The sequence below is a fragment of the Lysobacter solisilvae genome (genome assembly GCF_016613535.2).
GTDB classification, from domain to species: Bacteria; Pseudomonadota; Gammaproteobacteria; order Xanthomonadales; family Xanthomonadaceae; genus Agrilutibacter; species Agrilutibacter solisilvae.
Map to the genome: position 1 here is coordinate 3,488,124 of NZ_CP071518.1, position 20,959 is coordinate 3,509,082.

Annotated in this window: 13 protein-coding genes; 10 read left to right on the top strand and 3 right to left on the bottom strand. The window is 65.3% G+C overall.

Going from position 1 to position 20,959, the window contains the following annotated elements; all coding sequences use genetic code 11:
* The first annotated feature begins 149 nt into the window (after positions 1 to 149).
* From hsdR to I8J32_RS15405, 6 genes are all read left to right on the top strand, one after another.
* Positions 150 to 2,525, top strand: coding sequence for an EcoAI/FtnUII family type I restriction enzme subunit R (gene hsdR / locus I8J32_RS15380; protein WP_200616044.1), 2,376 nt, complete (start codon positions 150 to 152; stop codon positions 2,523 to 2,525).
* 73 nt (positions 2,526 to 2,598) lie between these two features.
* Positions 2,599 to 4,068 (top strand): type I restriction-modification system subunit M, encoded by a 1,470-nt coding sequence (locus tag I8J32_RS15385; protein ID WP_200616026.1) that lies wholly within the window; start codon positions 2,599 to 2,601, stop codon positions 4,066 to 4,068.
* On the top strand, positions 4,065 to 5,747 hold the full coding sequence (locus I8J32_RS15390; protein ID WP_200616027.1) for a restriction endonuclease subunit S: 1,683 nt from the start codon (positions 4,065 to 4,067) through the stop codon (positions 5,745 to 5,747). The genes I8J32_RS15385 and I8J32_RS15390 overlap by 4 nt, the downstream gene beginning before the upstream one ends.
* Before the next feature lie 74 nt (positions 5,748 to 5,821).
* On the top strand, positions 5,822 to 6,046 hold the full coding sequence (locus tag I8J32_RS15395; protein ID WP_200616029.1) for an OST-HTH/LOTUS domain-containing protein: 225 nt from the start codon (positions 5,822 to 5,824) through the stop codon (positions 6,044 to 6,046).
* Positions 6,047 to 6,158: 112 nt separating this feature from the next.
* Entirely contained in the window at positions 6,159 to 6,581 is a 423-nt protein-coding gene (locus I8J32_RS15400; RefSeq protein ID WP_200616030.1) for an Sbal_3080 family lipoprotein, read from the top strand.
* A 229-nt stretch (positions 6,582 to 6,810) separates the two neighbouring features.
* Positions 6,811 to 7,425 carry a HEAT repeat domain-containing protein gene (locus tag I8J32_RS15405; protein ID WP_200616031.1) on the top strand — a complete coding sequence of 205 codons (615 nt, stop codon included), beginning with the start codon at positions 6,811 to 6,813 and terminating at the stop codon, positions 7,423 to 7,425.
* Between the two features lie 730 nt (positions 7,426 to 8,155).
* Here I8J32_RS15405 and I8J32_RS15410 read toward each other — a convergent pair.
* Positions 8,156 to 8,506, bottom strand: a complete 351-nt coding sequence (locus I8J32_RS15410) for a nucleotide pyrophosphohydrolase (protein ID WP_200616032.1) — start codon at positions 8,504 to 8,506, stop codon at positions 8,156 to 8,158.
* 679 nt (positions 8,507 to 9,185) lie between these two features.
* Positions 9,186 to 12,488, bottom strand: coding sequence for a bifunctional diguanylate cyclase/phosphodiesterase (locus I8J32_RS15415; protein ID WP_200616033.1), 3,303 nt, complete (start codon positions 12,486 to 12,488; stop codon positions 9,186 to 9,188).
* 533 nt (positions 12,489 to 13,021) lie between these two features.
* Between I8J32_RS15415 and I8J32_RS15420 the strand changes: the two genes are divergently transcribed.
* The 4 genes from I8J32_RS15420 to I8J32_RS15435 all read left to right on the top strand — a co-directional run bounded on the left by I8J32_RS15420 (position 13,022) and on the right by I8J32_RS15435 (position 19,680).
* Positions 13,022 to 15,451 carry a DEAD/DEAH box helicase gene (locus I8J32_RS15420; protein WP_200616504.1) on the top strand — a complete coding sequence of 810 codons (2,430 nt, stop codon included), beginning with the start codon at positions 13,022 to 13,024 and terminating at the stop codon, positions 15,449 to 15,451.
* Between the two features lie 1,129 nt (positions 15,452 to 16,580).
* Positions 16,581 to 17,543: a ribonuclease H-like domain-containing protein gene (locus I8J32_RS15425; RefSeq protein WP_200613212.1), complete on the top strand. Its 963-nt coding sequence runs from the start codon at positions 16,581 to 16,583 to the stop codon at positions 17,541 to 17,543.
* Positions 17,544 to 17,695: 152 nt separating this feature from the next.
* Positions 17,696 to 18,652: an SOS response-associated peptidase family protein gene (locus tag I8J32_RS15430; protein WP_200613215.1), complete on the top strand. Its 957-nt coding sequence runs from the start codon at positions 17,696 to 17,698 to the stop codon at positions 18,650 to 18,652.
* Between the two features lie 200 nt (positions 18,653 to 18,852).
* Positions 18,853 to 19,680 carry a hypothetical protein gene (locus tag I8J32_RS15435; protein WP_207526667.1) on the top strand — a complete coding sequence of 276 codons (828 nt, stop codon included), beginning with the start codon at positions 18,853 to 18,855 and terminating at the stop codon, positions 19,678 to 19,680.
* Between the two features lie 224 nt (positions 19,681 to 19,904).
* Here I8J32_RS15435 and I8J32_RS15440 read toward each other — a convergent pair whose 3' ends face one another.
* On the bottom strand, positions 19,905 to 20,570 hold the full coding sequence (locus I8J32_RS15440) for a glycoside hydrolase family 25 protein (RefSeq protein ID WP_200613221.1): 666 nt from the start codon (positions 20,568 to 20,570) through the stop codon (positions 19,905 to 19,907).
* Positions 20,571 to 20,959 lie beyond the last annotated feature (389 nt).

Genomic DNA, 20,959 nt, shown 5'->3' on the forward strand with positions numbered 1-20,959 from the left:
AGCACTCACTTTGCCCAATCAGTCCCGCCGGTAGCTCCCCGCCTCCAGTACCCAGAGCGGCTCGCGCGCCGCGGCGCCGGCAGGCATGATCAGCGTCCAGCACTGCGAGGGGGACGCAGATGACCGTGGCCGGCATCGCGGGAAACCAGATCGACAAGAAGTCACTATCGGAGCGTGACATCTGCACGCAGTTCATCGTGCCGGCTCTCAACCGGGCGGGATGGGACTTCGAGCTCCAGGTCCGTGAAGAGGTCTCGTTCACTAAGGGCCGCATCATCGTCCGCGGCAAGCTGCATACCAGGGGCGAGGCCAGGCGCGCCGATTTCGTCCTGTACCACCGGCCCAATCTGCCCCTCGCCGTGATCGAGGCGAAGGACAACAAACATTCGGTCGGCTCGGGCATGCAACAGGCCCTAGGCTATGCAGACGACCTGCAAGTGCCCTTCGTGTTCTCCAGCAATGGCGACGGGTTCCAGTTCCACGACCGCACGGGCCTCTCCGATCCGGTCGAGCAAGAGCTGACGCTGGACCAGTTCCCAACCCCGCAGGAACTGTGGCGGCGTTACTGCCAATGGAAAGGACTGGCTGACGGCGCGGCCGAGCGAGTCGAGGCGCCGTACTACGACGACGGGTCCGGCCGCAGCCCCCGTTACTACCAGGTCAACGCCATCAACCGGACCGTCGAGGCAGTTGCCCGCGGCCAGGATCGCATCCTGCTGGTCATGGCCACTGGCACGGGCAAGACCTACACCGCCTTCCAGATCATCTGGCGACTTTGGAAGTCCAGGCAGAAGAAGCGCATTCTGTTTCTGGCCGACCGCAACATCCTCGTCGACCAGACGCGCAACAACGACTTCAAGCCGTTCGGCGCGCCAATGACCAAGATCGCCAAGCGCCAGATCGACACCTCCTACGAGATCTACCTGTCGCTTTATCAGGCGGTCACGGGCAACGAGGAGGAGAAAAACATATACCGGCAGTTCTCGCGGGACTTCTTCGACCTGGTCGTCGTGGACGAGTGTCATCGCGGCAGCGCGGCCGAGGATTCAGCTTGGCGCGAGGTGCTGGAATACTTCTCCGGTGCGACCCATATAGGCCTCACGGCCACGCCCAAGGAAACCCGCGAAGTCTCCAGCACGCTCTATTTTGGCGATCCAGTCTACAGCTACAGCCTCAAACAGGGCATTGAGGACGGCTTCCTGGCGCCCTACAAGGTCGTGCGCATCGACTTCGACCGCGACCTGCAGGGCTGGCGGCCGCCCAAGGGCATGAAGGACAAGCACGGCAACGAGATCGAGGACCGCATCTACAACCTGAGCGACATGGACCGGAACCTGGTCCTGGAGGCGCGTACCCATGCCGTTGCCCAGAAGGTCACCGAATACCTGGCCACCGATCCCTACCAGAAGACCATCATCTTCTGCGACGACATCGACCATGCCGAGCGCATGCGCCAGGCGCTGGTCAATCTCAACCCGGAACGCGTCCGCGAAAACCGCAAGTACGTCATGCGCATCACCGGAGACGACAAGGAAGGCAAGGCCGAGCTGGATAACTTCATCAACCCGGAAGAACGGTATCCGGTCATCGCCACCACCAGCAAGCTGATGACCACGGGGGTCGATGCACAGACCTGCAAGCTCATCGTGCTCGACCAGCACATCAAATCGATGACCGAGTTCAAGCAGATAATCGGCCGTGGCACCCGCATCAACGAGGACTACGGCAAATACTGGTTCACGATCATGGATTTCAAGAAGGCGACCGAGCTGTTCGCCGATCCCGCCTTCGATGGCGATCCAGTGCAGATCTACAGTCCCGGCCCTGGCCAATCGCCTGTCCCGCCGGATGAGGGCGTTGAAGTGGATGGAGGTACGGGCAGTGCGGACGTGGAAGGTGGCGTGGACGCGGATGGCCGGCGCGGCGAACCGCGCATCCGCTACGTGGTCGACAACCTCCCCGTCACCGTCGTAGCCGAGCGCGTCCAGTATTACGGGCCGGATGGCCGTCTCATCACCGAATCGCTCAAGGACTACACCCGCGAGCGGGTCCGGCGCCAGTTCGCCTCGCTCGACGAGTTCCTGCGCCGGTGGTCCGATGCAGCGCAGAAAAAGGCCATCATTCAGGAGCTGGCCGAACAGGGCGTGCTGTGGGAGGCGCTGTCGGAAGAGGTGGAAGTCAAGCTTGGCAAGCAGCTAGACCCGTTCGACCTGGTCTGCCATGTCGCCTTCGACCAGCCCCCGTTGTCGCGCAGGGAACGCGCGGACAACGTGCGAAAGCGCAACTACTTCGCCCGATATGGTGGCGCCGCGCGCCAGGTGCTGGAAGGCCTGCTCGACAAGTATGCCGATACGGGAGTCGAGCACATCGAAGACATCCGCATCCTGCAGCTGGATCCTTTCCGCCGGCTGGGTGCACCAATGGAACTGGTGTCCAGCCTTGGCGGGCGTGACGGCTACCTGCAGGCGGTGCGTGACCTTGAAGACCAGCTGTACACCGCGAGCAATGACGGCGCCGCAGCCTGATCATTCCGCAGAATTTTCTCATCCCTGACCATCGCGCGGTGACCAAATCCCGCGCCCAGAAGAAGAAGACCGCATGTCTATCGGCTCCACCATCAAATCCATCCAGGACATCATGCGCAAGGATGTCGGCGTCGACGGCGACGCCCAGCGCATCGGCCAGCTGGTCTGGATGCTGTTCCTCAAAATTCTTGACGACCGCGAGCAGGAATGGGAGTTGCTCAACGAGGATTACCGCTCGCCATTGCCGCAGCGGTTGCGCTGGCGGACTTGGGCAGCCGACCCGGAAGGCATCACCGGCGACGAACTGAAGGAGTTCATCGACAACGACCTGTTCCCGTCGCTGCGTGAGCTGGCGCCGCGCCAGAACAAGCCGCTGGGCTACGTCGTACGGGACGTGTTCCAGGACGCCTACAACTACATGAAGTCAGGCCAACTGCTGCGCCAGGTCGTCAACAAGATCCAGGCCGGTGTGGACTTCAACAAGGCGCAGGAACGCCATGCCTTCGGCGATATGTACGAGCAGTTACTGCGTGACCTTCAGGCGGCCGGCAATGCAGGTGAGTTCTACACGCCGCGCCCGGTCACCGAGTTCATGGTGCGCATGGTCGACCCAAAGCTGCACGAAACGGTGATGGATCCGGCCTGCGGCACCGGCGGCTTCCTGACCTGCACTATCGAACACAAGCGCAAGAATTACGTCCGAACCGCCGAGGACGAACAGGTTTTGCAGGCCAGCATCCTGGGCGTCGAGAAAAAGCCGCTGCCGCACCTGCTGGCCACCACCAACATGGTCCTGCACGGGATCGAGGTGCCCAGCCAGGTCCGGCACGACAACACCCTGTCCCGACCGTTGACGAGTTGGGGACCGGGCGAGCGGGTGGACTGCGTGGTCGCCAATCCCCCGTTCGGCGGCATGGAGGAAGACGGCATCGAGAACAACTTCCCGTCGGCCTTCCGCACGCGCGAAACGGCCGACCTGTTCCTCGTTCTGATCATGCAGGTGCTCAAGTCGGGCGGTCGCGCGGCGGTGGTCCTGCCCGACGGTTTCCTATTCGGCGAGGGCATCAAGAGTCGGATCAAGGAAAAGCTGCTAACGGAGTGCAACCTGCACACCGTCGTCCGCCTACCCAACGGCGTGTTCAACCCCTACACCGGCATCAAGACCAACCTCCTTTTCTTCACCAAGGGCACACCGACCCGCGAGGTGTGGTTCTACGAGCACCAGTATCCTGCCGGCACGAAGAGCTATTCCAAGACAAAGCCCATGCGCGTCGAGGAGTTTGCGGTCGAGGCAGCTTGGTGGGGTAGCGAGACCGACGGCTACGCCGCGCGGGTGGAGAACGCATTCGCTTGGAAGGTCGGTGTCGATGATCTTAAGGCGCGGAACTGGAATCTGGACTGCAAGAACCCGCACGTGGGTGAACAAATTAGTCACGATCCCGACGAACTCCTCTGCCAGTATGAAAAGCTGCAGGGCCAAGTCAGCGAGCTGCGTAATCAGCTCCGGACCATGCTGGCCGAAGCGCTGGAGCGAGGCCAATGACTGCGCAGCTCGTCGAGAATATGCCGCTGCTGGCGGGCGCCCCCAATGGCATTCAAAGGCTCCGTGAGTTAATTCTTGAGCTGGCAGCGCGCGGGAAGTTGGTGCCGCAAGACCCGAGGGATGCACCGGCTCGTGAGTTGCTGAGGGATATTTCCAAAGAAAGATCGAAGCTGATGGCGGAGGGAAAGATCCGCAAGCAGAAGGCCCAAGCAGAAATCAATGATGAGGGGAAGCCGTACGAGTTGCCTGCTGGATGGCAATGGACGCGACTTGCAGAGGTTGGTCATGATTGGGGGCAGAAAACTCCGAATCGGGATTTCACCTATATCGACGTCGGCTCCATTGACAACGCCGCCGGCGTGATCAAAGACCCACAGATTTTGACGGCAAAGTCGGCACCTTCGCGGGCACGAAAGCTCGTCAGGCGTGGAACGGTCATCTACTCAACGATCCGTCCGTATCTTCTGAATGTGGCGGTCATTGATCAAGATTATGCGCAAGAGCCCATCGCGAGCACTGCGTTTGCAGTTGTTCACCCCTATCTGGCCATGCCGTCAAGGTACTTCTTTTGGTACCTGCGGAGCCCTGTTTTTGTTCGTTACGTTGAATCAGTACAGATGGGCATTGCCTATCCGGCAATCAACGATGGCCAATTCTTCAGCGGGCTGATTCCGCTCCCTCCCCTCGCCGAGCAACACCGCATCGTCGACAAAGTCGATGAGCTCATGGCGCTATGCGACAGACTGGAAGCCCGCCAGGAAGGTGCCGAAAGCGTGCACGCGCAACTGGTTCGTGCGCTGCTCGACAGCCTGACTCAAGCCGTCGATGCCGAAGACTTCGCTGCTAGCTGGCAGCGTTTGGCCGAACACTTCCACACCCTGTTCACCACCGAATCCAGCGTCGACGCTCTCAAGCAGGCAGTGCTGCAATTGGCCGTGATGGGCAAGCTGGTTCCGCAAGATCAAGGCGATGAACCAGCTAGTGAGTTGCTCGAGCGAATTTCTCAGAGAAAGGCGCAACTAGTGGCTGAGGGGAAGGTTAGAAAGCAAACCGCATTGCCCGAGGTTGAGACTAATGAGTGGCCCTACGTACTGCCATCGAGCTGGAGATGGGTACGGTTTGGCTCGATCTCAGAAACACGCCTCGGAAAGATGCTCGATAGCGCAAAGAACAAGGGGACGCTGCGGCCTTACCTCCGAAACACCAATGTTCAGTGGTTTACGTTTGAACTCGATGACCTCAAGAAGATGCGATTTGAAGACCAAGAGCGTCATGAGTACCGGGTTAGTCCGGGAGACCTGGTTATTTGCGAAGGGGGGGAGCCGGGGAGGTGTGCTGTCTGGCAGAGCGACGTTGAAGAAATGTTTATTCAGAAGGCTCTACATCGCGCTCGCCCTTGGCTGGGCGTTTCACCATTCTTTATTCAGTTTTGCTTGAAGGTAGGCGCTCAATCAGGGTTGCTTGATCGGTACTTCACTGGGGCAACCATCAAGCATTTGTCTGGCGAGAAGCTGGCGCGGTATCCCATACAGCTTCCCCCAGTAGCTGAACAACATCGAATCGTTGCCAAAGTGAATCAACTGATGGCCCTCTGCGACCAACTCAACGCCCGCCTGAGTCAGGCCCGCCAGATGCAAGAGCATCTGGCCAACGCCTTGGTCGAGCAGGCCGTAGCCTGACCGAGTTTGCTGATGCCCATCCGCACCCAGATCTTGACCGTCGCCGCTCAGCCGGCTTACCCATACCACTGGAGATGATTCGCCAGGCCATTTGGGAGGGGTCCGATGAGGAGGGCTGGGCGCAACTCGGCGCCGCCGGTCATTACCTCAACAAGATTCGTCCGGACTTCGACCCGCGCCTGTACGGGCAGAAGAAGCTCAGGCACCTGTTACGCGAGCATCCTCGACATTTTACCTTGGAAGAACGCATCCCGCCGGGTGCCACAGGGAAGACCCTTTATGTGCGCGCACTCGAATAAGCGGCACATAGACGGATATGCAGCCTCCGGCCCAAATTCGTATTGCTGATCCGGGAATCGGCCGGCAAATCAAGGCCGATCTACAAGACTCACCAAATCCACAGGGGATTCCATGAAGAAGTTCGCATTGGCGGCAATGTCCATCGCTGCGCTTACCGCCTGCACTGCCGTGCAGGTCAAGCCGGTCACCGGCGTGGCGGAGCTCAAGAAGGTCTGCGTCGTCAGCAACCCGAAGGTGATCGTCGAGGACTTCGTGGATGTGGTGCGGGACGGGTTCAGCCGTCATAGCATCGCGACGGACGTGGTGAGTAGCGAGGCGGCTGGTGGTTGCGATGTCACCCTGACGTATACGGCACTCAGGTCCTGGGATATGGCGCCGTATCTGTCGCATGCGGAGTTGCGCTTGTGGCGGGGTGGCATGCAGATCGGGTACGCGGAGTACCACCTTCGCGGGAAGGGTGGGTTTGCGCTGACGAAGTGGCAGGGGACGAAGGCGAAGATGGATCCGGTGATTGATCAGTTGTTGGCGCAGTGAGGTAGGCGCTGGGCGGAAGTCGCTGGATCCCCGCGTTCGCGGGGATGACGAGGCTGGGGGGGGGACGGGCCTTTTCGTGGACAAGGCGGACGTCCATGGACGACCAGCTTCGCGAGGCGCTTCCCGCCTTCGCGGGGATGACTAGCCTCAAGAATGACGCGCCTCCCCGCCTCGCGGGGATGACGGCGGTAGGTGGGGCACCGGGCTGGGAATCGGAGGGGGCGCGGGGATGGGAAGCTGGATCGATGTGCATCGCTGGATGCTGGTCATGCTTGCTCGGCTTACCTTCAACCCGGTGAAGGAGGCCTGGTATCCCGTCGATCGCTCGGGGCGGCCGGATCTGCGGTACTACCGCGATGACTTGGCCCACTACGTGCGCTTGTACGAGATGTATCTCGATGCGTTGCGGGAGCGGCGCTCGCAGGGGCGTCGGTTGTGGACGTTGCGGACGCATGCGCAGTGGGGACTGATCGCCAAGGGCCCGGCGGCGGCGGGGTATGCGGCGGCGCTGTTGCGGCATGCCGAGGCTTCTGCGCGTGAGGATGGTGCTGCGATTCTCGGGGCGCTGGTGGGCGATGACGCGGCGGTGGACGTGCTGGTGGGGGCGTTGCAGGTGGAGCAGGACCTCGAGGCGCGCGATGCGATCGTGGTGGCGTTGGGGCGGTTGCGGAATCGGCGTGCCCTGCCCGCGCTTGCTGCGCTGGTTGAGGATGAGGACGGCGACGGGGATACGCGGTGGACGGCGGTGGAGAGCGTGGGGCTTATCGCGAGGCGGCGGTTTATTGGGCAGGTGGATCCGGTGGGGGCTGCGCGGGAGTGGTTGCGGGGGCGTGAGGTGCGGTAGCTTCGCTGTGGTCGCTGCGGAGAGCGAAAGTCGCTGGATGACCAGCTTCGCTGTTGAAAGGCGCTTCCCGCGTGCGCGGGGATGACGAGGTTGGTGGAGGCGGCTCTTAGCGCCTTCCGTGAAGTCGCTATGACATTGCCAAGAAGAGGAGGTCACTAACCATGCCCGCAAAGGCTACAAGGAAGCCCAGTGCGCCCGAGACCACTCATGAACTACGTGCGAAGGCTGTTTTCAACGCCCACTTGAAAACGCCCGGGCTCGTGGATTGGCGAAGGTTCGTAAAATCTCCGCACTTCGAATTGCTGGCAGCGTCGGCTACGGACCACTACAAGCAACACGGGGACTCTACCCTGATTGCGCGGCTCGTGAAGCCACTTCAAAGCAACCTCGCTTACAAACCTGTTCTCTTGTGGTTTCTTGACAGCTGCCAATTGGAAAGTGAGTTTGTTGGACTCGACTTGCGCCTGCGGCGAACCTCGGCACCCCGCGCGCTCGAAGGCAACTTGGCGCACTACCTGCGTTCTTACCGGGGAACCGCGACTGCGATGGGCGCCAAGCAGGACAAGGCTCCTACACCAGACCCAGAGCGTGGCCGAGGTGGCAATCCCTTCTTGCAGGGCGGCGCACCAGGCTTAGGTAAGAGGAGCTAAGGGTCCGACGGGACTCCTGACTTGGATCGCGATCGCGACCGACGCTCCCAGCATGAGCAAACCAGGGCCCGGCCCCGCAGTCACAGCTCGGTGTACTTCGTGATCCTGCCTTTTGCCTTTTCGACCGGGTATTTGGCGGCGTTCTTGGCGAGCTTGTCCCTCGCTGCGGCCATGATGTCGACGTCGAGCTTGTCGGCCAGGCGGATCAGGTAGAAGAGGACGTCGGCGATTTCGTCGCCGACGGCTTGGCGCTTGGCGTCGGTGAGGGACCAGCTTTGTTCCTCGGTGAGCCACTGGAAGTGTTCGAGGATTTCGGAGGCTTCTACGGCGAGTGCGGAGGCCAGGTTCTTGGGGGTGTGGAACTGGTCCCATTCGCGCTCTGCTGCGAAGGTGCGGAGGGTGGATTTCAGGGATTCGATGTCGGTGGGCATGGGTGGCTCCGTGGGGCTGGGGGAATGCTACATGCCGTTGCAGGGGCGTCGCTTGGGTGCGCCTTGCTTGCCCAGGGGCCACAAGTCCGTTGGTTGTGGTGGAAAGCGGAAGTCGCTGGATCCCCGCGTGCGCGGGGATGACGGGGGTGGGGGATTGCGAAGGCTTCGGGGACGGGACGAGAGCGGAAGTCGCTGATTGCGAAGGCTTCGGGGACGGCGCGGGGAGCGGAAGTCGCTGGATCCCCGCGTGCGCGGGGATGACGGGCTGGGGGATCACGAAGGCTTCGGGGAGGGACTGGAGCTAACGTCCATGGATCCCCGCCTTCGCGGGGATGACGGGCTGGGGATTACGAAGGCTTCGGGGGGACGGCACTAGAGCGGAAGTTGCTGGATCCCCGCGTGCGCGGGGATGACGAACTCGGTGATCTGTATGACCAGCTTCGCTGTTGAGAGGCGCTTCCCGCGTGAGCGGGGATGACGGACTGGGGGGTGCACGAAGTCTTCGTCGACTGCACAAGGCTAGCGTCCATGGATCCCCGCCTTCGCGGGGATGACGGACGTGGTGCCTTCGCGGGGATGAGTAGGGCTTGCGCAGGGATTGACGTGCGGCGGTGCGTGGATCACGAGCGAGGCGTCAGCGCTTGTAGACGAAGCAGGCGCGTACGAGGTCCTCGTGTCGCTAGATCACCGCAGCCGCCCCCTCCCCCACCCGGCCCCTATCCAGCTCCAACTCGAACGCCCCCGCCGACAGCGGGCGGGCGAACAGGAAGCCCTGCATGTTGCGGCAGCCCATGTCGCTCAGCGCGCCGGCCTGCGCCTCCGTCTCTACGCCCTCCGCCACGACCGAGCACTCCAGTGATTCGGCGATGCCCAGGATCGCCTGGATCACGGCGCGGCCTTCGTTCTCGTCGGGGAGGCCGTGGACGAAAGCGCGGTCGATCTTGATGGTGTCGAAGCGGAAGTCGGCGAGGTAGCTGAGGCTGGAGTAGCCGGTGCCGAAGTCGTCTACCGCAAGACGCACGCCGAGGGCGCGGATGCGGTCGACGAGTTGGCGGGAGCGGACGTTCTGGCCGAGCATCTGGCTTTCGGTGAACTCCACTTCCAGCAGCGATGCGGGCAGGTGGGCGTCGGCGAGGGCGCGTTCGATGTTGTGGACGAGGCGGTCGACGTCGGCGCGGGCCAGGGACATGTTCACGGCGACGGGGACGGGCTTGAGGCCGGCTTCGTGCCAGGCGCCGACCTGGCGGCAGGCTTCGCGCAGGACCCATTCGTCGATCGCCATGACCAGGCCGGTTTCTTCCGCCACGGGGATGAAATCACCCGGCGGGATGTCCATGCCGCGCGGATGGTGCCAGCGGACCAGGGCTTCCATGCCGACCAGGTCGCGTTCGGGGTAGCGGACCTTGGGCTGGTATTCCAGGAACAGCTGGCCTTCCTTGATCGCGGTGCGCAGTTCGGTCTCCAGGCGCAGGCGCTGGTCGGCGCGTTCGCCCATGGCGGCGGTGTACAAGCTGAAGCGGCCGCGGCCGGCCTGCTTGGCGTGGTAGAGCGCGGTGTCGGCCTGCTTGATCAGCAGCTTGGGGTCGGTGCCGTTCTCGGGGAACACGGTGATGCCCACGCTGGCGGAAACGTGCAGCGTGCGCTTGCCGTATTGCAGGGGCTGTTCGATGGTGCGGATGAGCTGTTCGGCGGTGCGCTCGAGCTGTTCCTGGCCGGCCACGCGCGGCAGCAGCAGGACGAACTCGTCGCCGCCCTGCCGGCTCACGACATCGGTTTCGCCGACCGCGCGCTCGAGGCGGTCGGCGACCTTGCGCAGCACCCAGTCGCCGGCGTGGTGGCCCAGCGAGTCGTTGATGTGCTTGAACAGGTCCAGGTCGACGAACAGCAGGGCGCCGTTGCAGACCTCTATGGCCTTTTCGCAACTGAGCAGCCATTCGGCCAGGCGCTCCTGCAGCAGGCGGCTGTTGGGCAGGCCGGTCAGGTGGTCGTGCTGCGCCAGGTAGGCCATGCGCTGCGCCATCGCGTGCGTCTGGCTGATGTCGCGCACCACCATCACGCCGCCGATGACCTGGCCGTCGTCGTCGCGCAGCGGGGCATCGGAGACTTCGACCTGCAGGCTCTCCTGGCCGGGGCGCCGCAGCAGCAGGTCGGCCTCGTAGATGTCGTCGCCCGGGCCGCGCCGGGATTCGATGTGCACCGCTTCGGCGCCCGCCTCGTCGGAATCGTAGAGGCGCACGATCTGCTCCAGCGGTTTGCCGACGGCTTCGGTGCTGGACCAGCCGGTGATGTCCTCGGCGACGCGGTTGAGCGAGGTGACGGCGAGCGCGATGTCGTAGGTCAGCACCGCATCGCCGATCGACTGCAGGGTCACGCGTGCCTGCTCGCGCTCACGGCGCAGGTCGTCCTCGGCCTGCTGGCGCCGGCTGACATCGCGGATGCCCGCCACCACCTGCGAGGAGGCGGCGCCGGCGAGCCGGCTCAGCACCACTTCCACCGGGAACCCGCGGCCATCGGGCCGGCGGCCTTGGAAGGCCAGCACGTCCCAGGTGCGTCCATCCGGGTCACTTTCATGCGTGGCGGCCATCGCCTCGGCGAGGCGTTCGGGATCGTCGATGAAACGGCCGATCGGCTCGCCCAGCATGGCGTCGCGCGACACGCCGAAGATGCGTTCGGCCTGTTCGTTGACCAGCACGATGTGCCGGGTCGGCACGTCCACCACGACCATGGCGTCGGGCGCGGACTCCAGCAGGTTGCGGAAGCGGCGGTCGGCCTCGTGGCGCCAGGTGACGTCATGGCCGAGGACCAGCACGCTGCCGGCGCTGGGCAGCGGTTCGTACACCGCTTCGAGCAGCGTGCCGTCGCCCATGGTGACGTCGAAGCGTTGCGGGTGGCCTTCCAGCGCGCGCTCCAGGTGGGGCTGGATCTGTTCGGCCACCTGGTCGCCCAGCAGGTCGCGCGGACGCTTGCCGATGATGGCTTCCGGCGGCAGGCCGTAGGTGGCCTGGTATTTCGCGTTGACGAAGCGGTAGCGCAGGTCCTTGCCGATTTCCGCGACGAACGCAGGCATCGCGTCGGTGAGGATGCGCACGCGTTCGCCGGCGCGGATGGCGCGATAGCGCTCGCGGTTGCGCTGGCTGCTCATGAACGCGACCAGCAGCGGGCCCACGGCGCAGATGCAGCTCGACAGCCACATGTCGACCAGCGCCACGCCCTCGCCGGCCGCGCGCAGCACAGGCAGGTAGCCGCGATGGTGGGCGTCGACCACGAACAGCACACTGGCGATCATCAGGGCGTTGCACAGCGCGGTGCCGAGCACGCCGGTGCGCACCGCCACCATCAGCAGCGGCAGCGAAATCAGCACGAACGGATGGCGCGCGTAGACCAGGCTGGCAATCACCACCAGCACCGTCATCGTCGCCAGGGACCAGAACTCGGGCGCCTGGGGGCCGATGGTCAGCCGTTTCAACTTCGTTCGGTCCAGCGCCCAGAGCAGCGGCAGGCCGACGAACATGCCGAAGGCGTCCGCGCGCCACCAGTCGACCCACAGCCGCGTCCAGGGCACGTCGGTCACCAGCCAGCGGGTCCAGGCGCCAAAGGCCGCCGCGAAGGCAGGCACGACGAGCACGCACAGCACGAGGAAGGCGAACACGTCGCGGTCGGCCAGCGGCTTGCCCGGGCGCAGGCCGAGGCGCCGGATCACCGCGCAGACGGCGTAGATCTCGAAGGCGCTGGTCAGGCCGCCGAGGAAGGCCAGGTCCACCCGGCGCTGGAGCGCCACGCCGTTGAGCGTCACCGCGAGCACGACCGCCGCCAGCAGCCACGGCAGGCGGACATGGGGGCGATGCACGGCGTAGCCGATGACCAGCGCGTTGGCGATCCAGATCGACGCGACGCCCCCGCTGGCCAGCTCGATCTGGAACGTCGACCACGCGACCACCCAGTAGCAGGCCGTAACGATCGCAAACCGCATCAGCTGCTGCATGCCGGCCGCCATCCCAGGGAGGGGGTCCAGCGGAGGAGTGTGCCGGGCTTACTGTTGTGAAGGTGTCGTTGGGGGGCGAGCTCCCTCCCCCGCTCTGCGGGGGAGGGTTGGGGTTGGGGCCGCAGGTCGCGGTGCTCCTGTTGCGTGCGACATATTGATTCACCCAGATGCGGTAGCTGCCGTTGCCCGGGCTACGAACAGGTGGCGCGGTTCGCGGCGATCGTCTGCCCCCATCCCAACCTTCCCCCGCGAAGCGGGGGAAGGGGCTGATGCGCGGCGATCGTTGGCCCCCATCCCAACCTTCCCCCGCGAAGCGGGGGAAGGGGCTGATGCGCGGCGATCGTTGGCCCCCATCCCAACCTTCCCCCGCGAAGCGGGGGAAGGGGCTGATGCGCGGCGATCGTTGGCCCCCATCCCAACCTTCCCCCGCGGAGCGGGGGAAGGGGCCAAGCGCAAGCGGGGGAAGGGTCACGCCCAGTCGCAGCCGATGAGACGCCCTCGCCCTACATAGAGCGCTCCTGCTGGAGCCCGCGATGTCGTCCGCACTGAGTCTGTTCGCCCCGCCGCCCCTGCCCGCGCCCAAGGCCGATGGCGGTGCGCTCGCCACGCGCCTGGCCGGCAAGCACGCCGGGCTGGTCACCGGCCATTTCGTGCTGCCGGGGCGCGAGGGCGTCTACGCCGACCTGCCCGCGGACCTGCCGGAGGCGCTTGCCGCGGCCCTGAGGGCCCGGGGGGTCGGCCGGCTCTATGCCCACCAGGCCCAGGCCTGGGACGCCGTGCAGCGCGGCGGGCACGTCGTCATCGCCACGCCCACGGCCTCGGGAAAGTCGCTGTGCTACACGCTGCCGGTGGTGGCCGGGGCGATGACGCGGCAGGCCAAAGCGCTTTACCTGTTCCCGACCAAGGCCCTCGCCCAGGACCAGGTCGCCGAGCTGCTGGAACTCAACCGCGCGGGCAACCTGGGCCTGCGGCCGGCGACCTTCGACGGCGATACGCCCGGCGACCAGCGGCAGGCGATCCGGCTCAATGGCGACATCGTGGTGAGCAACCCGGACATGCTGCACCAGGGGATCCTGCCGCACCACACGAAGTGGGCGCAGTTCTTCGAAGGCCTGCAGTACGTCGTGATCGACGAGATCCACAGCTATCGCGGCGTGTTCGGCTCGCACCTGGCCAACGTGCTGCGGCGCCTGCGGCGGGTGTGCGCGTTCTACGGGGCGTCGCCGCAGTTCATCCTGTGCTCGGCGACGATCGGCAATCCGCAGGCGCATGCGGAGGCCCTGCTGGAAGGCGAGGTCACCGCGATCACCGAATCCGGCGCGCCGACCGGGGACAAGCACGTGCTGCTGTGGAACCCGCCGGTGGTGAACCCGGACCTGGGGCTGCGGGCGTCGGCGCGCTCGCAGAGCAACAAGATCGCGCGCACGGCGATCCGCGCGGGCCTGAAGACGCTGGTGTTCGCGCAGTCGCGCACGATGGTCGAGGTGCTGACCAAGTACCTGAAGGACGTCTTCGACAGCGACCCGCGCAAGCCGGCGCGCATCCGCGCCTATCGCGGCGGCTACCTGCCCACGGAGCGGCGCGAGGCCGAACGCGCGATGCGGGCCGGCACGATCGACGGGATCGTGTCGACCTCGGCGCTGGAGCTGGGCGTGGACATCGGCAGTCTCGATGTCGTCGTGCTCAACGGGTATCCGGGCTCGGTCGCGGCGACCTGGCAGCGCTTCGGGCGTGCGGGCCGGCGGCAGCAGGCTTCCGTGGGCGTGCTGGTGGCCAGTTCCGATCCGCTGGACCAGTACGTGGTGCGGCATCCGGAGTTCTTCAGCGCCGCCACGCCGGAGCAGGCGCGCATCGCGCCGGACCAGCCGGTGATCCTGCTCGACCACATCCGCTGCGCGGCCTTCGAACTGCCCTTCCTGAAGGGCGAGCGCTTCGGGCCGGCGGCGCCTTGCGGGGTCGACCCCACGGTGTACCTGGAACTGCTGGCGCAGGACGGCGTGGTGCATGGCGAGGGCGACCGCTGGGAGTGGATCGCCGACAGCTATCCGGCCAATGCGGTGAGCCTGCGCTCGGTGGCGGACGGCAACTTCGTGGTGGTGGACCGCACCGATGGGCGGCAGGTGATCATCGCCGAGGTGGATTTCTCGTCAGCGCCGCTGATGCTGTACGAGGGCGCGATCCACATGGTGCAGTCCACGCCCTACCAGGTGGAACGGCTGGACTGGGAAGGCCGCAAGGCCTACGTCACGCGCACGCACGTGGACTACTACACCGACGCGATCGACTACACCAAGCTCAAGGTGCTGGAGCGATTCGACGGCGGCATCGCCGGCGCGGGCACCTGCCACCACGGCGAGGTGCATGTGGTGCGGCGTGTGGCCGGGTACAAGAAGATCCGCTACTACACGCACGAGAACATCGGCTACGGGCCGGTCACCCTGCCCGACCAGGAGATGCACACCAGTGCGCTGTGGTGGCAGCTGCCGCAGGGCGAGCTGGATGCGCGCTTCGCGTCCCGGCAGGACGCGCTCGACGGCTTCCTGGGCGCGGCGTACGCGCTGCACGTGGTGGCCAAGGTGGCGGTGATGGCCGACGCCGCCGACCTGCAGAAGGCGGTGGGCAGCGGCGATGGCGCGTGGTCGGCGCATACCGACCGCAACGGCCGCGGCCAGCTGCGCGCCACGGATGGACAGGCGATGGAGCTGGCGGGGATCGACGCGCAGGAGCGCTTCGTGCCGACGGTGTACCTCTACGACAACTACCCCGGCGGCGTGGGCCAGAGCGAACCGCTGTGGCATCGCCAGCACGAGCTGATCGTGCGCGCGCGCGAGCTGGTGGAGCGCTGCGACTGCAAGGCGGGCTGCCCCGCCTGCGTGGGTCCGGTGCTGGCGGCGCAGGAGGATGTGGAGACGACGCCGCGGGCGCTGGCGTTGCGGGTGTTGTCGGCGTTGGAGGGGGCGTGAGGGCCAGGCGAGAGAGCCCAGGACATTCCGTAATGCCCGCGCAGGCGGGCATCCATGGACGTAGGTTTTTCGGGAGGAGAAACGCGTGGGCTCAGACATCTCGTCATGCCCGCGCAGGCGGGCATCCATGGACATGGGGGTTTGCTGGAAGGAAAACGAGTGGGCTGACACCCCTCGTCATGCCCGCGTACGCGGGCATCCAGTGGCGTGGCTCTTCGGGGCCCACGCAAAAGTCACTGGATCCCCGCGTTCGCGGGGATGACGACCAAGAAGCGTTCGCCTACGCGGGGACGACCAGCAGAACAACGTCCATGGATGACCAGCTTCGCTGTTGAGAAGCGCTTCCCGCCTGCGCGGGGATGACGAGCAAAGGGACGTAGGTTTGCGAGGGAAGCGAGCGGGCCTAAACCTCCCGTCATGCCCGCGAAGGCGGGCATCCATGGACGTAGGTTTTTTCTGGAATAGAAGCGGGTGGCTCAGACATCTCGTCATGCCCGCGAACGCGGGCATCCAGTGGCGTGGCTCTTCGGGGCCCACGCAAAAGTCACTGGATCCCCGCGTACGCGGGGATGACGACCAAGAAGCGTTCGCCTACGCGGGGATGACCGGCAGAACAACGTCCATGGATCCCCGCCTGCGCGGGGATGACGAGCAAAGGGGCGTAGGTTTGCGAGGGAAGCGAGCGGGCCTAAACCTCCCGTCATGCCCGCGAAGGCGGGCATCCATGGACGTAGGTTTTTTCTGGAAGAGAAGCGGGTGGGCTTAGACATCTCGTCATGCCCGCGAACGCGGGCATTCAAACGGCTCGTCATGCCCGCGCAGGCGGGCGTCCAAATGGCTCGTCATCCCCGCGAAGGCGGGCATCCATGGACGTGGGGGTTTGCTGGAAGGAAAACGAGTGGGCTTACACCCCTCGTCATGCCCGCGAACGCGGGCATCCAGTGGCGTGGCTCTTCGGGGCCACGCAAAAGTCACTGGATCCCCGCGTACGCGGGGATGACGAGCAAGAACAACGTCCATGGATGACCAGCTTCGCTGTTGAGAAGCGCTTCCCGCCTGCGCGGGGATGACGAGCAAATACAACGCCCCGCCTGCGCGGGAATGACGAATACGAGGTAACGCGCACCGCATGACACTCACCCTCGCCAAGCTCCAGCAACTCAAGCGCCAGGCCGGTGGAATGGCGGGGGCAGTGGGCGGGCCTGCGCCGAGCGAAGTGACGCCGGTGACGGCAATCTCCCCGTTCGACTCGCTGCCAACGGCACCGGCCCCGACCACCCCGCCCCTGCTCGGCCTCGACAACCTGCGCCAGTTGCTGCGCCTGCGCACGCCGGCGCCGTTGCGCGTGCGCGTGCCGCAGGACCGCTCGCTGCCGGGGGAGGAGATCGCGCCGGGCCTCCATCTCACCCAGGCCACGCTGCCCGAGGACGCCCTGCCCGCGCACCTCGACGGCAGCTTCGACCGCAAGGAGCCGATCGCCACCGCCCACCTGCTGTTCTTCGACACCGAGACCACCGGCCTGGCCGGCGGCACCGGCACGCGGGCTTTCATGATCGGGGCGTCCGACTGGCACCAGGGCGCGCTGCGCATCCGCCAGCTCACCATCGCCAACACCTCGGCCGAGCGCGCGATGCTCGAGGTGTTCCGCACCTGGCTGACACCCGACACGGTGCTGTGCAGCTACAACGGCAAGTGCTTTGATGCGCCGCTGCTGGCCACGCGCTACCGGCTGGCGCGCATGCGCAATCCGCTCGCCGACCTGCCTCACGTCGACCTGCTCTATCCGACGCGGCGGCGCTACCGCGGCGTCTACGAGAACTGCCGGCTGGCCACCATCGAACGCCAGGTGCTGCGCGTGGTGCGCGAGGACGACCTGCCCGGTTCGCAGGCGCCGGCCGCGTGGCTGGACTACCTGCGCGGGGGCGGCAGCGGGATGCTGCGGCGCGTGCTGGCGCACAACCACCAGGACGTGGTGTCGCTGGCGGCGCTGCTGCGCCATCTCAGTGCGGCGACGGTGGCCGACGCGCTGGCGGCCGCGGCAGCGGCAGAGGCGGAGGCGGGCATGCAGGATGCCGGGGCGTTGCGACTGTGAATGGGGGGTTCCTGCGGGCTTGGGTTGCATCCAGGGCTCGGTGGCGTCGTGGTTTGCCTTCGTCGCGCGTTGCGACGCGTTTGGGCTACTCGTTGCTGTGTTTTCATCGGGGCGCGCTACCATCTTCTCAGGCCCCCGCCGGCATCTCCCCCATGTGCTATTCGGCCCGGATCGAAGCGGACTACCACGAGTACACGCGGCTGTATGGCGCGGACATCTCGATCGGTGACTTCGTCAAGCTGTACTGGAACCGCAAGGAAGGCGCGAAGCTGCGCATCCCCAAGGCGGTCGACGCCGCCTTCGCGCGCGACGGCTCGCAGGAGGCGCGGCAGGTGCGCGAATGGATCGCGCAATACGACGCGCAGCAGGCGACGAAACTGGAGCAGGACCTGTTCAAGCAGCGCAAGCGCCTGGCCGACGCGCAGCGCACGCTGCAGGTGAAGACCACCAAGGCCGCGCAGGAAAGCCAGCGCATCGCCACCGACAAGATCGCCTGGACGCTGGGCAAGCTGGCCGACCTGCGCCGCACCGCGTTGACGGGCGAGGACGCACGCATCTTCCCGGGCTGGTACGCGCCGGTGCTGGTGGTCGAGAACGGGCGGCGCGTGGTCAAGCCGATGCGCTACCAGTGCCGGCCCGCCGGCAAGCCGGCCTTCTACGACAGCAAGTATCCCGGCTGCTACAACGCGCGCCGCGACAACCTGCGCGGCTTCTGGAAGGAACAGTTCGGCCATACGCACGGCCTGGTGGTGATGGACGCGTTCTACGAGAACGTGAGCCGGCACGCGGTGGAGCGCCGGGAACTGCGCGCGGGCGAGACGGAGGAGAACGTGATCCTCGAGTTCAGCCCCACTCCGCCGCAACCGATGCTGGTCGCCTGCGTGTGGTCGCACTGGCGCCAGGGCGATGAGGAACTGCTGTCATTCGCCGCCATCACCGACGACCCGCCGCCGGAGATCGCCGCCGCCGGACACGACCGCTGCGTGATCCCCATCAAGCCGGCGAACATCGACGCGTGGCTGAATCCCGACCCGGCGAACCTCGATGCGGCGCTGGCGATCCTGGACGACCGCGAGAGGCCGTATTACGAGCATCGGCTGGCGGCGTAAAGACCGCGGGACGCAGACTGATCCCGCGCGACGTCCGCCAGACCCTCCCTGCCTTGCTGCCGTGCGAGCACCGACGATCATTCCAGGGCGCGGGGGTGAGTGCCGGACAAGGTGCATCGTCCAGGATCACAAGGACCATCCACGGCAAGAATCTGCTTTTCCCGCTGAGGGAAATTGCTAGAGTAATCGCCGACCGCGGCATGTGGTCGACCAACCTACACAAGGAAAAATGGATTATGTGGATTCGTGTTGTACTGGGATGCATCCTGCTCGCCGCCAGCTTCGGGGCATCCGCCAAGACCATCAATTGCTCGGCCTGCACTTCCGTCCAGCGCATGACCAAGGCCAAGCAGGCCGGGCCTCGCACGCATTACATGTTCGACCTGGCCAAGCCGTCCAACACTTTCAAGGTGACGGTTACAAACGTCTGTGAAGTCCAGTGGGACGGCAGGCGCGTTTGCCACCTGGAAACCTGGTTCGCGGCTCCCGAGCCGGCTGTACGCGATTATTTCAACCGAATCGCACAGGGTTCCGAGCGCTACGTGTCGATCAACGGGAATCTGTTTCCGCAGGACGGATACGAGATGCTCGAGTTTCCTCAGCTGCAATCGAACATCAACCTGTATCTGAGAGATTCGGGCACCATCTATTTCGCGGACATGTGGAATTTCGTGACTTCCGTCGCGCCGTTCGACCTGGAGATCCAGAAGACGGTCCTCTGGACGATGCCAGACGGCAGTACTTCGCTGTATGTCTATGACAAGGCAACAATGACCTGGAAGCTGGTTCCGGAAACCACCAAGGATTCGGAGGGGAATCGCATTCCGGACACTCTGCAGTCTGTTGCAGGCGGCGCGGGATCAACGATGATCTACACCTTCCAGGACCCCAACAACTGGCGCAATTTCACGGTTCGCATCGTCGACCTTGGAGCAAGCGTTCAGGGCACCGTTACCGTCGGCCGCATAATCACGGTTTCTTGCAGCCAGACCACTCAGGGAATCATCTGCACGATCAAGCAGTCCTGACGGTCGCCTGGACCTGACCTTCGGACGCTGGGTTGACGGAGCCAACCCAGCGTCCGATTTCGACAAGCGCCAGGCATCGCAACATGGTTCCCTTCTGCTGGCTGTCCAAGTCAGCACGGCAGAACCTTCGTCGAGGCGCGGCGATTGCCCTGCCCCCTCCCCAGCCCTTCCCTGCGAGCGGGGTAGCCGATGCGGGAGAAGGAGCTACTCCTCCGGTCTGATCGTCAAGCCGGCTCCGCCACCGGCGCCGCCGCCACGATCGCGCTGCCCTGCTTCCAGAACGCCTGCAGCTGCTCCGCCGTGCCGTTGAACTGGTCGCGGTCGCAGCGCCCCACGCCGGGCACTTCATACGGGCCGCTGCCGGCGGCGCCGTCGGTGTACTGCCACAGGGTCCAGCTGCTCCAGGCCTTGGCCACCAGCGGTGCGGTCGCGTACTGCGCCACCCACAGCCAGCACTTGGACAGCTCGGTCTGCGCGGGGCTGGTGATGCCCGCGGCGGTGAGCGCCTGCTTGATCGTGGCGCCGGAATACAGGCCCGGATAGCGTCCGGTGGCCTGGTGGATGTGGTGCACGAACTGTTCGGCTTCATCCAGCGTCATGCTGCCGCCCTGCGGGTTGGACTCGAAGTCCAGCACCAGCAGCGCGTCCTTGCCGGCGACCGACAGCAGGTGTTCGGCCTGCGCATCCGCGTCGCCCGCGGTGCCGAAATGGTAGGCGCCGAACAGCAGGCCGGCATCGAGGATGCGCGTGCGGTTCTGGGCGAAGGTCGGATCCACGTAACCGGGGCCCTGGGTGGCCTTGTGGAACACGCCGAGGATGCCGGCCTGTCGCACGGTGTCGAAGCTGGACACCTGGTTGTGGTGCGAGATGTCGATGACGGCGTTGAGCATGTGCGCCTCCTTGCGATGGTGGATGTGGGGCCCTGTGTCCTGCGCCATCCCTGGGCCGTGCGTCTTTGTAGCACCGGGACGTGGCGGGCGGAATGGTGGCGTCGACGCGGGCTGGGTCGTGGATGCGATGGAGGTTCGAACGCAGCGCCCTCCCCTGCCTCAACGCGCCACGCGGCACGCCGTGAACCCGGCGCGACAGGCGGCTTTCATCCGCGCACCGCGCCGGGTGCGCTATATCGGAGCCTCCCCGGCCCTGGACGAACGTCGACGCGTGCACCCTGCCCCGCTCCCCGCGGACACCCGTGGCCAGCACGCCGCAACGCGGCTGCCCGGGCTGACGATCGACAACTGCAACCTGACGGTGCGCGATCCCGACAGCGGCGGCTTCC

What these genes read in the sequence shown, in the direction of transcription:
- I8J32_RS15385 (WP_200616026.1), top strand. Translation starts at nt 2,599, where the DNA reads ATGTCTATCGGCTCCACCATCAAATCCATCCAGGACATCATGCGCAAG.
- I8J32_RS15390 (WP_200616027.1), top strand. Translation starts at nt 4,065, where the DNA reads ATGACTGCGCAGCTCGTCGAGAATATGCCGCTGCTGGCGGGCGCCCCC.
- I8J32_RS15395 (WP_200616029.1), top strand. Translation starts at nt 5,822, where the DNA reads ATGATTCGCCAGGCCATTTGGGAGGGGTCCGATGAGGAGGGCTGGGCG.
- I8J32_RS15400 (WP_200616030.1), top strand. Translation starts at nt 6,159, where the DNA reads ATGAAGAAGTTCGCATTGGCGGCAATGTCCATCGCTGCGCTTACCGCC.
- I8J32_RS15405 (WP_200616031.1), top strand. Translation starts at nt 6,811, where the DNA reads ATGGGAAGCTGGATCGATGTGCATCGCTGGATGCTGGTCATGCTTGCT.
- I8J32_RS15410 (WP_200616032.1), bottom strand. Translation starts at nt 8,506, where the DNA reads ATGCCCACCGACATCGAATCCCTGAAATCCACCCTCCGCACCTTCGCA.
- I8J32_RS15415 (WP_200616033.1), bottom strand. Translation starts at nt 12,488, where the DNA reads ATGCAGCAGCTGATGCGGTTTGCGATCGTTACGGCCTGCTACTGGGTG.
- I8J32_RS15420 (WP_200616504.1), top strand. Translation starts at nt 13,022, where the DNA reads ATGTCGTCCGCACTGAGTCTGTTCGCCCCGCCGCCCCTGCCCGCGCCC.
- I8J32_RS15425 (WP_200613212.1), top strand. Translation starts at nt 16,581, where the DNA reads ATGACACTCACCCTCGCCAAGCTCCAGCAACTCAAGCGCCAGGCCGGT.
- I8J32_RS15430 (WP_200613215.1), top strand. Translation starts at nt 17,696, where the DNA reads ATGTGCTATTCGGCCCGGATCGAAGCGGACTACCACGAGTACACGCGG.
- I8J32_RS15435 (WP_207526667.1), top strand. Translation starts at nt 18,853, where the DNA reads ATGTGGTCGACCAACCTACACAAGGAAAAATGGATTATGTGGATTCGT.
- I8J32_RS15440 (WP_200613221.1), bottom strand. Translation starts at nt 20,570, where the DNA reads ATGCTCAACGCCGTCATCGACATCTCGCACCACAACCAGGTGTCCAGC.